A 12167-nucleotide genomic window follows, 5' to 3' on the forward strand; every position below is an offset into this window, starting at 1 on the left:
CGCCACGCCCTTGGTTATCTATGCGTTTCTATCAGAAAGTGACGTTGAGCTTTGCCCAAATAGTTCGCCCAGGCTCATTCACCGGAGTATTGGCTGAATAGCCAAAGCCGCTATTACCCGCCAAATTAAGGTGCTCGCTGTAATCCTTATTCAGCAAATTATCGATACCAGTACTCACTTTTATCTGCGGGTTAAACTTATAGGCCACGTTGGCCGAAAGTACGCCAAAACCGGCGCTGCTGGCAAAATCCTTCCCAACCACGTTACCTTCGTTAATTGCGACCCGGTGCTGGCTACTGACCAAACGCCACAGCGCGGTGCTGCTCCAATTACCGTTCTCATAAGTCAGTCCAAATCGGGCTTCTAATGGTGAAATCTGCGGTAATGGTCGGCCGTCGGTATTATTTTGCCCACGGGCATAAGCCAGACTGGCATCGGTTTTCCAACGGTCATTAAAGGCATAAGCCATCCCAGCCTCACCGCCCATAATGGTGGCGTCGATATTGTCTGCCTGACTGATCCGCAGATTCTTAGGATCGTATTTGAACAGGATGAAATCATTAACCTTCCCAGCGTAGGCCGAAACCCAGGCGTTAAACTGCTCACCGCTATACTGACCGCCGATATCCAATTGGGTGGTTTTTTCACTTTTCACACCGTCAAAAGCGCTGGCAGAACCGGTAGGCCCAAAGGTCGGGGAAAATAGCTCCCAGAAATCGGGGAAACGTTCGGTATGACCGATGCCTGCATACAGCATCACCGGCGAATCAGCCAAATTATGCTCAAGGCGGATAAAACCGGCGGGTAGCGTGGCAGTGCGCTCCGGTTCATCAGCGCGTTTATAGTTAGTGACTGAATGATGATCGAGGCGAGCACCAACGATCGCTTTATCCTGCTCATTCATTTCCCAGGTCAACTCACTAAACACGCCGTAATGAGTGAAACTGGCGTTTTTGCTCCAGTGGGTTTTATTGTTTTTACGATGAGTATCGGTTTGCGCATCGCCTCCGGCCTCTAGTTTGATATCCTGCCAGAGCCAGGTTCCCATCATGCGCCCACCGAGGGTGCGGCGATCCAGATTACTGGACATCGCCATATGCGGTGGCGTACGTAAGGTACTGTTATCCATCACATGATTGACATAGTTGTAATAGATTTTGGCTTCAATTTTATCCAGCACTTCGCCAATATGATTTTTCTCAAAACGTAGCCCCAGGCTTTCTCGTTTAAACTGAGAACCATCCATACCGCGTCCGGCGTACCGCGCCTCGCCATCGCCTTTACCCATCGTCATTTCCAACAGCGTATCTTCATCCGGCGTCCAGCCCAGGGCAAGATCGGCATTCCACTTATCCCAGCGGGATGGCACCCGATTGCCTACACCGTCTTTATAGTCGCCAGCTTGGGATTGATTGCCCATCATGCGCAAATAACCCTGATCGCCGCCTAAACTCAGGTCGAGATTTTTGTCCCAACGACCGTTGGAACCCACCAGCAGACTGCCATTACCGGTCACGCCGGTTTGCTCAAAGCGTGGTCGTTCACGTTCAAACAGCACGGTTCCCGCAGATGCTCCCGCGCCCCACAGTACCGACTGCGGCCCTTTTACCACGGTCAGCAAATCGTAGCTTTCTGGCGAAATATAAGAGGTTGGCGCATCCATTCTCGATGGACAGGTGCCAAGCGTCTCCGCACCGTCGGTTAGGATCTTCAAGCGGGAACCGAACATCCCACGAAATACCACATCACCATTGGTGCCGCCGTTACGAATCTGAGAAAAACCGGGAATGGTTTTCAGATAATCAGCACCGTCGCTGGCCGGAACCGGTTGGCGCGGCGTTTTAGGCGATGTCACTATGGTTAATGGTGAATACTGCGGCGCGGTGACGGTAATCACTTCGGCATCATTCGGTTGATTCACAACATTCGACGCAGGCTGATGGCGAACGTCAGACGCACTGATAGCGCTGAAAGCCAATAATGAACAGGAGGACGCTATGGCGTAAGCCAGTTTGTTTTTTTTGCAGGTGTTATATTTGTTAGACATTATTATTCCTAAAACGAAATAGGTTCATCCGGCAAGGTTTTATCCATGCCATTAGAATGGTTATTTGGTTATTTTCACTATCAGGAATAAAAAACTGGCGGGGCGCGTGGCTGTAATTTGGAATAAACGTCTTTGGTGACAATAGGTTCTGAAATAAACAAAACCGGCAACGTCGCGGCCAATAAAGACACGCTGCGAATATCAGGTTTATCCGTCGCATTCAGTAACGGCAGATGGATCAGCAGCAGGCAATAATCACAGGCCGCATGGTTCATCATCGGCGAATGATTCGACATCGGCATAACGTCGGAATGATTCATTGCCGCCATCGCTACCGAATCATGATAAGAGTTGGATGGGTGTGAATGATAATCAGACATGGCCGAATCATCGGTGTCGATGTTCGGTAGCAGTGCGGCTGAATCGGCGTTTTGAGCAGAGGCCAGCGTTATAGACACCATCGGCGCTATAAACAGCATTAATATTGCGAATATCCCCAACCAGGCAGAAAAACGCCGTCGCTGATAACCTATCCGGCTCAACGTCACGCGCTGCCCAAGGGTGTCAATCCCTTCACCAAAACAATCCCTTTATCCAGATGAATAATAAAATATCGATATCATGGCCTCAGAGCATTCCAACCCTGAGTTTTCCCGCACTGAAAAATAGCGCTGACACGAACCATAATAAAGGCGAGAGCTTACTGGAGATAAGCTCATCCGGTGGTTATTAACGCATTTTATTTGTGATGACTCGCCATTTTTCATCACTAATTTTCATGTATTGCACTAAAATTCGGATACAAGTCACAAAAACGAGCCATGCCTGTGCTAGGATTCGCCGCCTTAGCGCTGAAAACCGGTTTGGTTCCGTTTTAGCCCTATGCCAGTTAATCCTAACTCGTCTTTTATTACTGACACGCAGGCCCTATCTATGAACAACAGCAATCGCATTCGGCTCACATGGATCAGTTACTTTTCTTACGCGCTGACCGGTGCGTTAGTTATCGTCACTGGGATGGTGATGGGCAACATCGCAGAGTATTTCAATCTGCCAATTGCCAGCATGAGTAACACTTTTACCTTTCTGAACGCCGGTATTCTGATCTCTATCTTCCTGAACGCCTGGCTGATGGAAATCATCCCGCTGAAACGTCAACTTATCTTCGGCTTTATTCTGATGCTGATTGCCATCGCTGGCTTGATGATTGGCCATAGCCTGATGATATTCTCCGCGAGCATGTTTATTCTCGGGGTGGTCAGCGGTATTACCATGTCTATTGGTACCTTCCTGGTAACCCATATGTACGAAGGCCGTCAGCGCGGTTCACGCCTGCTGTTTACCGATTCCTTCTTTAGTATGGCGGGGATGATTTTCCCGGTAGTCGCGGCGATGCTGTTAGCTCGCAGCGTTGAGTGGTATTGGGTTTACGCCTGTATTGGTCTGTTGTACCTGGCTATTTTTGTGCTGACTCTTTTCTCCGAATTCCCGGTTCTGGGCCACAAAGCGACCGACGCGGGCAAACCCGTAGCGAAAGAAAAATGGGGCATCGGCGTTCTGTTCCTGGCGATTGCGGCCCTGTGCTACATCCTGGGCCAGCTCGGCTTTATCCAGTGGGTTCCGGAATACGCGACCAAAACCTTCGGCATGGACATCGGTCAGGCTGGCCAGCTTGTCAGTAACTTCTGGATCTCTTACATGATCGGGATGTGGGTATTCAGCTTTATCCTGCGCTTCTTTGACCTGCAACGTATCGTTACCGTACTGGCCGCACTGGCTACCGGTGCCATGTACATGTTTGTGTCTGCCGAAAGCCCGGAGTACCTGAGCTACTACATTCTGACTCTAGGCTTTGTTTCCAGCGCGATTTACACCACCCTGATTACTCTGGGCTCACTGCAAACCAAAGTTTCCTCACCGAAACTGGTTAACTTTATCCTGACCTGCGGCACCGTGGGGACCATGCTGACCTTCGTGGTCACAGGGCCTATCGTGGCAGAGAAAGGCGTTCACGCCGCGCTGGCAACGGCTAACGGCCTGTATCTGGCCGTATTCGTGATGTGTCTGGCTCTGGGCTTCTTTACCAAGCACCGTAGCCACGGCCATGTGACTCACTAACCGTCGGTAATAAACTCATTACCCTCATCATAAAATAGTCACCATTATTACCGCCTTCCCAGCCAGCGCCGTGGGAAGGCGGTTTTATTTCTCGCGACGAAAATCAATAGGTTCTTCATTTCCCACATATATCCGGCTTTGCGCTGGCAGCGTCTGCGCGATAATTTCCCCCGCACGCAGAGAATAGCGCACCGGTACCTGCCGCCTCACCGCTTCAAACCCATTTTCAGCCGGAAGAATGATCAGATTAGCCTGATGCCCAATGGCTAAACCGTAGCCGCTTAAATTCAGCGTTCTGGCGCTATTGTGAGTCACTAGCTTCAGCCCGTCATTAATTTGCCCGTAGCCCATTAGCTGGCAAATATGCAGACCCATATGCAGCACCTGCAACATATTGGCAGTACCTAGCGGATACCAGGGATCAAAAACATCGTCATGGCCGAAACAGACATTAATCCCTGATTCCAGCATCTCTTTAACGCGCGTAATCCCCCGCCGCTTAGGGTAGGTATCAAAACGACCTTGCAGATGGATATTGACCAACGGATTGGCAACAAAATTAATGCCGGATAGCTTTAATAGCCGGAATAAACGCGAGGTATAAGCGCCATTATAGGAATGCATGGCGGTGGTATGGCTAGCAGTGACCCGAGCGCCCATCCCTTCTTTATGAGCCAGCGCCGCAACGGTTTCCACAAACCGCGACTGTTCATCATCGATTTCATCGCAGTGTACATCCACCAACCGCTGATATTTTTGCGCCAGTGCGAAGGTCTTATGCAAGGATTCCACGCCGTATTCGCGGGTGAATTCGAAATGCGGAATCGCACCCACCACATCGGCTCCCAAACGCAATGCTTCTTCCAGCAAGGCTTCGCCATCGGGATAAGATAAAATCCCTTCTTGCGGAAAAGCCACGATTTGCATATCGACCCACGGGCTAACTTCTTGCTTTATCTCCAGCATGGCTTTTAGCGCGGTCAGGGTGGGATCGGAAACGTCCACGTGGGTTCGCACATGCTGAATACCGTTGGCTATCTGCCATTTCAGCGTTTGCCAGGCACGCTGTTTAACATCTTCGTGAGTCAACAACGCCTTGCGCTCTGCCCAGCGTTCTATACCTTCAAACAGCGTGCCGGACTGATTCCACGCCGGTTCTCCCGCCGTTTGCGTGGTATCTAAATGAATATGTGGCTCAATAAAAGGTGGCAGAATCAGCCCGCCCTCCCCATCCAGCACCTCATCGCCGGAAGGCGGTTGAGTTAGCTGCTCATCAATGCCGATAATCTTGCCCTGCGACAGGTTGAACTGCCATAAACCGGGGCGATCGACGCGCCGCACACTGTGGATAATTCGCACCTTCTTCCCAGTCATCCTTCCTCCTGCTGCCCTAACCGCTTTGACGGTAAAAAATATCGCTTTCCTTTAGCTTACCTAACTCGCTTCCCCACGTTGCCTTTTATTTATTTAAGGTAAAAAAACCACAGAACTGACACCATTCAGCTAAAGATGAATAAAATCCACAACTTATCAAAAAACGTTATAAATCATCAATCTACCACCTTAGAGGTATATGAGGGGCAAATTGATTTGCATCAATAAGCGCAATAGCGGGGAGATTAAGGTAAGCGTAGAAAACTAAAAATTGAGGCAAAAATGAGCAAAGTCAAACTTGCCGTCATCGGCAACGGAATGGTCGGGCATCGCTTTATTGAAGATTTACTCGATAAAGCAGACAAAGACGCATTCGACATCACTGTATTCTGCGAAGAGCCTCGCATCGCTTACGATCGGGTTCATCTCTCGTCCTATTTTTCTCACCATACCGCTGAAGAGCTTTCTCTGGTGCGGGAAGGATTTTATGAGAAACACGGTATCAAGGTATTAGTAGGCGAACGGGCTATCACTATCAATCGTAAAGAGAAAGTGATCCACTCCAACAGCGGTCGCACTCTCTATTACGACAAACTGATCATGGCCACCGGCTCTTATCCGTGGATTCCACCGATTAAAGGCAGCGAAGGTCAGGATTGTTTCGTCTACCGTACTATTGAAGACCTGAATGCAATCGAAGCCTGTACCCGCCGCAGTAAGCGCGGTGCCGTGGTCGGCGGTGGTTTGCTGGGTCTGGAAGCCGCTGGCGCGCTGAAAAATCTGGGCGTTGAAACTCATGTAATTGAATTTGCTCCAGTATTAATGGCCGAGCAGCTTGATCCTATGGGCGGGGATCAACTGCGGCAAAAAATTGAACGCATGGGCGTTCGGGTTCATACCGGTAAAAACACTCAGGAAATCGCTCATAGCGGCACCGAATGCCGTAAAACGATGATTTTCGCCGACGGCACCTCGCTGGAAGTGGACTTTATCGTCTTCTCTACCGGTATTCGCCCGCAGGATAAACTCGCTCACCAGTGCGGTCTGGCTACGGCGCGCCGCGGCGGGATTGCCATCAACGATTACTGCCAGACCTCCGATCCCGACGTTTATGCCATCGGTGAATGCGCATCATGGCAGGAACGCACCTTCGGTCTGGTTGCTCCGGGCTACAAAATGGCGCAGGTTGCCGTCGACCACCTGCTAAACCGGGAAAATGCCTTCCAGGGCGCGGATATGAGCGCCAAGCTGAAACTGCTGGGCGTAGACGTCGGCGGCATCGGTGATGCTCATGGACGCACCGAAGGCGCTCGCAGCTACGTGTATCTGGATGAAAGCAAAGAAATCTACAAACGTCTGGTGGTCAGCAAAGACAACAAAACCCTACTGGGTGCGGTGCTAGTGGGCGATACCAGCGATTACGGCAACTTGTTGCAGTTGGCGCTGAACAAAATCACTTTGCCGGAAAACCCGGACAGCCTGATTTTACCGTCTCACGCAGGCAGTAAACCGGCTATCGGCGTAGACTCTCTGCCGGAAACGGCTCAGATCTGCTCCTGCTTCGACGTCACCAAAGGCGATATTATTCAGGCAGTCAATAATGGTTGCCATACCGTGGCAGCTATCAAGTCGGCGACCAAAGCCGGTACCGGCTGCGGCGGTTGTATCCCACTGGTCACTCAGGTACTTAATGCTGAACTGAGTAAGCAGGGGATCGAAGTTAATCACCATCTGTGTGAACACTTCGCTTATTCCCGTCAGGAGCTTTATCACCTGATTCGCGTTGAAGGGATTAAATCCTTTAGCGAACTGCTGAGCAAATACGGTAAAGGCTACGGTTGCGAAGTGTGTAAACCGACCGTTGGCTCGCTACTGGCATCATGCTGGAACGATTATGTGTTGCAGCCTGAATTAACCCCGCTGCAAGACACTAACGACAACTTCCTTGGCAATATCCAAAAAGACGGGACTTACTCAATCATTCCACGCTCCGCCGGCGGGGAAATCACTCCAGAAGGTCTGGTCGCTATCGGGAATATCGGGCGGGAATATAACCTGTATACCAAAATTACCGGTTCACAGCGTATTGGCCTGTTCGGCGCACAGAAAGACGATTTACCCGCAATTTGGGCCAAGTTAATCGACGCTGGCTTCGAAACCGGCCACGCCTATGCCAAAGCCTTACGTATGGCAAAAACCTGCGTGGGTAGCACTTGGTGCCGCTTTGGCGTCGGTGACAGCGTAGGCTTCGGCGTGAAGCTGGAGCATCGCTATAAAGGTATTCGCACTCCGCACAAGATGAAGTTCGGCGTTTCTGGCTGTACCCGTGAGTGTGCTGAGGCGCAGGGGAAAGACGTCGGTATCATTGCAACGGAAAACGGCTGGAACCTGTATGTGTGCGGTAACGGTGGCATGAAACCACGCCACGCCGACCTGCTGGCCGCCGATCTGGACGAAGCCACGCTGATGCGTTATCTCGACCGCTTTATGATGTTCTACATCCGCACCGCCGACAAACTGCAACGCACCTCGGTGTGGCTGGAGAGTCTGGAAGGCGGCATCGCCTATCTGCGTTCAGTCATTATTGACGACAAACTCGGCATTAACGATCAGTTAGAGGCCGATATTGCCCGTCTGCGCGAAGCTGTCATCTGCGAGTGGAAAGCCACTGTGGAAAACCCAGCGGCTCAGGTACGTTTTGCTCACTTTATCAATAGTCCATTACGTGACCCGAACGTTCAGGTGGTTAGCGAGCGCGAACAACACCGCCCTGCCCGCCCTGATGAACGCATTCCGGTGCGGATACTTGAACTGGAGAATAACCAATGAGCCAGTGGATCACTGTATGTCCATTAGAGGTCATTTTAACCGGCACCGGCGTCTGTGCGCTGGTCGGGGAAGAACAGGTGGCGATATTTCGCCCTTACGAAGATGAGCAGGTTTTTGCCATCAGTAACATCGATCCTTTTACCGAAGCTAGCGTGCTGTCTCGCGGATTGATAGCCGAACATCAAGGTGACCTGTGGGTCGCCAGCCCGTTGAAAAAACAGCATTTTCGTCTACATGACGGCTTCTGTCTGGAAGATGAAAGCCGCTCGGTACGTCACTTCGACGTTCGGGTTCGCGACGGCATGGTGCAAGTGAAGGCTTAAGCGATCTGATGCGGCGACACGGTAAAAATTATCGCGTCGTCGACGATCAAAATAATTATTTTTATCTTTTGGATCAATTATGTACGCAGATACTTTGAATAAATGTGCCGCTAATGCAGCGCGCATCGTAAAACTGGCAAAAGAAAGCCCGCTGGGCTTTTGGATTAGCTCGGCAATGGCGGGAGCCTATGTTGGGCTAGCCATCATTTTGATTTTCACCTTAGGCAACCTGGTCGATCCGGCGCTGCGGCCTTTAGTCATGGGGGCAACCTTTGGTCTGGCGCTGACATTAGTCATTATCGCTGGCTCAGAGCTGTTCACCGGTCACACCATGTTCCTGACTCTCGGCGTCAAAGCAGGCACCATCAAATCCAGCCAGATGTGGGCCGTATTACCGCAAACATGGCTAGGTAATCTGCTGGGCTCGGTATTTGTCGCCCTGCTTTACTACTACGCTGGCGGCAGCCTGTTACCGGTAGATACCAGTCTGGTTCACGCTGCGGCATTGGCTAAAACCACCGCCCCAGCTATGGCCTTATTCTTCAAAGGTGTACTGTGTAACTGGTTGGTTTGCCTGGCAATCTGGATGGCAATTCGCGTTGAAGGCGCAGCCAAATTCCTCGCTATCTGGTGGTGTTTGCTGGCCTTTATCGCTTCAGGCTACGAGCACTCCGTCGCTAACATGACTCTGTTTGCTCTGTCCTGGTTTGGTAATCACAGCGAGGCTTACACCATGAGCGGCATAGGCCACAACCTGCTGTGGGTCACTCTGGGTAACACTCTGTCCGGTGCGGTCTTTATGGGTCTGGGTTACTGGTACGCTACGCCGAAAGATCAGCGTCCGGCAGCGGTCAGCGCCACTGCGCCACAAACCGCGAAGTCATAATTGCGACGGCCAGCCCTACTTCGGGGCTGGCATATGCCGCCACAGAATTAAGGATTGCTGATGGATTACCTACCGATTTTCTGCCAACTGCACCACAAAGACTGCCTGCTGGTAGGCGGTGGCGATATTGCCGAACGCAAAGCGCGCCTGCTGTTAGACGCTGGCGCATGGGTGACCGTCAACGCCTGTGAGTTTTCGCCCCAGTTTCACCTGTGGGCAGAACAGAACCGGATAACGCTGGTGCATGGGGAATTTGCCCCAGAATTATTGGCAGAAAAGTGGCTAGTGATTGCCGCCACGGATCGGGTTGAGGTTAATGCGCTGGTGTATCAAAGCGCCAATCAGCAACGAATTTTCTGCAACGTGGTGGACGATCCTAAACGCGCCAGCTTTATCATGCCGTCGATCATCGACCGCTCGCCGATCATGATTGCAATCTCCTCCGGCGGTAAAGCGCCAGTTTTGGCGCGCCTGCTGCGTGAAAAACTGGAAGCCATGCTGCCACAGCATCTCGGCCAGCTCGCTCGTATAGCCGGTAATCTGCGTCAGCGAGTCAAACGGCAGTTCTCCGCCATGACCGCCCGCCGTCGTTTCTGGGAAAAACTACTGTCTCACGACCGGTTGGCACAGTCTCTGGCCAATGACGATCAAACTCAGGCTAATCAATTAGTCGAGCAGCTCTTTAGCACGCCATTAGAAGATCGCGGCGAAGTGGTTCTGGTCGGCGCAGGCCCCGGCGACGCTGGTTTACTGACGCTGAAAGGTTTGCAGCAAATCCAACAGGCCGATGTAGTGGTTTATGATCGGCTGGTTTCCGATGAGGTGATGAATCTGGTACGCCGTGACGCCGAGCGCATTTTTGTTGGTAAACGCGCCGGACATCACTGCGTACCGCAAGATCAAATCAATCAAATCCTGCTGGAACAAGCGCAGCAAGGTAAACGCGTGGTGCGGCTGAAAGGCGGCGATCCCTTTATTTTTGGTCGCGGCGGCGAAGAGCTGGAAACCCTGTCCGACAGCGGCATTCCTTTCTCAGTGGTTCCGGGCATTACGGCCGCATCCGGCTGTTCAGCTTACAGCGGTATTCCTCTCACTCATCGGGATCACGCTCAGAGCGTACGTTTGGTTACCGGTCATGCCAAAGCCGACGGTCAGTTAGATTGGGCTAATCTGGCGGCGGAGGAGCAAACGCTGGTGTTTTATATGGGGTTATCGCAGGCGAGTGAAATTCAGCGGCAGCTGATTCGCCAAGGTATGAGCAGCGAAACGCCGGTCGCTCTGGTAGAAAACGGAACCTCGCGTCGTCAGCGTGTCGTCAGTGGGGAACTTAGTCAATTAGCGCTGCTATCTCAGCAGGTTAGCAGTCCAAGCCTGATTATTGTCGGCAGCGTGGTCAGCCTACGGGAAAAACTGAACTGGTTTTCATCCCAAGAACAAACCAACCCAAATATGCAGCAGGAACAGGCTGAACAAGCCGGTTAATCCTGATAGTTATAAAAATTGACCATGAAAAAAGGGACGAGCTTATCGTCCCTTTTCTTATTGATGCGATTCAGTGAGAAAACGCTCTTGAATCGTTACCGCTTACGGATGAGCGACAAAACCAATGGCTTCATACACTTTCGCCAACGTTTCTTGCGCACGCGCACGCGCTTTAGCAGCGCCATCACGCATTACTGACTGAAGGTAAGCCTCATCATTGCGATATTGATGATAACGCTCCTGAAGCTCGCTCAGCATGCCAGAGACCGCTTCTGCTACCGCACCTTTCAAATGACCGTACATTTGGCCTTCAAATTGTGCTTCCAGCTCAGGAATAGACTGGCCGGTCACGCCAGACAGAATATCCAGCAAATTGGAAACCCCGGCTTTTTCCTTCACGTCATAGCGAATTACCGCCGGTTCATCGGAATCGGTCATGGCGCGTTTGATTTTCTTAACCACAGATTTGGTGTCTTCCAACAGTTCGATAACGTTATTACGGTTATCGTCGGATTTAGACATTTTCTTGGTCGGATCTTGCAAAGACATCACTCGCGCGCCGGCTTTAGGAATAAAAGGCTCTGGAATCTTGAAGATGTCACCGTAAATCGCGTTGAAACGACCGGCGATATCGCGGCTTAACTCCAGATGTTGTTTCTGATCTTCACCCACCGGCACCTGATTGGTTTGGTACAGCAGGATATCCGCCGCCATTAGCACTGGATAGTCAAACAGACCGGCGTTGATATTGTCCGCATGGCGCAGTGACTTGTCTTTAAACTGAGTCATGCGGCTCAGTTCGCCAAAATAGGTATAGCAGTTCAGCGCCCAGCCCAGTTGAGTGTGCTCGGGTACGTGGGACTGAACAAAAATGGTACTTTTTTGCGGATCGATACCGCAGGCCAGATACAGCGCCAGCGTATCCAGCGTTCTTTTTCTCAGTAAAGTCGCGTCCTGACGGGCAGTAATGGCATGCAGATCCACGATGCAATAAATGCAATCATAGTCATCCTGCATCTGTACCCACTGACGCAGAGCACCCATGTAGTTGCCAATGGTCAGTTCACCGGACGGCTGAGCGCCGCTAAATACAATGGGTTTACTCATT

The 12167-nt window shown here is 51.3% G+C and carries 9 protein-coding genes; 5 read left to right on the forward strand and 4 right to left on the reverse strand.

The features are described from left to right. Positions 1-31 precede the first annotated feature (31 nt). Both ACQ4OC_RS13265 and ACQ4OC_RS13270 read right to left on the reverse strand, forming a co-directional pair. Positions 32-2047: a TonB-dependent copper receptor gene (locus ACQ4OC_RS13265; protein WP_430971230.1), complete on the reverse strand. Its 2016-nt coding sequence runs from the start codon at positions 2045-2047 to the stop codon at positions 32-34. An 80-nt stretch (positions 2048-2127) separates the two neighbouring features. Beyond that, complete coding sequence (locus ACQ4OC_RS13270; RefSeq protein WP_084414326.1) at positions 2128-2526, reverse strand: DUF2946 family protein; 399 nt, start codon at positions 2524-2526, stop codon at positions 2128-2130. A gap of 454 nt (positions 2527-2980) precedes the next feature. On the opposite strand from ACQ4OC_RS13270, the gene tsgA reads away from it, so the two are divergent. Then, entirely contained in the window at positions 2981-4165 is a 1185-nt protein-coding gene (gene tsgA, locus ACQ4OC_RS13275; protein WP_064515632.1) for an MFS transporter TsgA, read from the forward strand. An 84-nt stretch (positions 4166-4249) separates the two neighbouring features. Here the strand turns inward: tsgA and ACQ4OC_RS13280 are convergent, their stop codons facing one another. Next, positions 4250-5539 (reverse strand): cytosine deaminase, encoded by a 1290-nt coding sequence (locus ACQ4OC_RS13280; RefSeq protein ID WP_064515634.1) that lies wholly within the window; start codon positions 5537-5539, stop codon positions 4250-4252. A 282-nt stretch (positions 5540-5821) separates the two neighbouring features. Between ACQ4OC_RS13280 and nirB the strand changes: the two genes are divergently transcribed. The 4 genes from nirB (at position 5822) to cysG (ending at position 11059) form a co-directional block, all read left to right on the forward strand. Next, complete coding sequence (gene nirB, locus ACQ4OC_RS13285; protein WP_120805354.1) at positions 5822-8368, forward strand: nitrite reductase large subunit NirB; 2547 nt, start codon at positions 5822-5824, stop codon at positions 8366-8368. Then, positions 8365-8691 carry a nitrite reductase small subunit NirD gene (gene nirD / locus ACQ4OC_RS13290; protein WP_064515636.1) on the forward strand — a complete coding sequence of 109 codons (327 nt, stop codon included), beginning with the start codon at positions 8365-8367 and terminating at the stop codon, positions 8689-8691. The genes nirB and nirD overlap by 4 nt, the downstream gene beginning before the upstream one ends. 79 nt (positions 8692-8770) lie before the next feature. Further along, entirely contained in the window at positions 8771-9577 is an 807-nt protein-coding gene (gene nirC, locus ACQ4OC_RS13295; protein ID WP_120805350.1) for a nitrite transporter NirC, read from the forward strand. A gap of 60 nt (positions 9578-9637) precedes the next feature. Continuing rightward, positions 9638-11059: a siroheme synthase CysG gene (cysG, locus tag ACQ4OC_RS13300; RefSeq protein WP_064515638.1), complete on the forward strand. Its 1422-nt coding sequence runs from the start codon at positions 9638-9640 to the stop codon at positions 11057-11059. 102 nt (positions 11060-11161) lie between these two features. On the opposite strand, the gene trpS is transcribed toward cysG, so the two are convergent. Next, on the reverse strand, positions 11162-12166 hold the full coding sequence (gene trpS / locus ACQ4OC_RS13305; RefSeq protein WP_064515639.1) for a tryptophan--tRNA ligase: 1005 nt from the start codon (positions 12164-12166) through the stop codon (positions 11162-11164). Position 12167: the final 1 nt, after the last annotated feature.

The organism is Yersinia sp. J1 (genome assembly GCF_050586585.1).
In the GTDB taxonomy this organism is placed as follows: Bacteria; Pseudomonadota; Gammaproteobacteria; order Enterobacterales; family Enterobacteriaceae; genus Yersinia; species Yersinia entomophaga.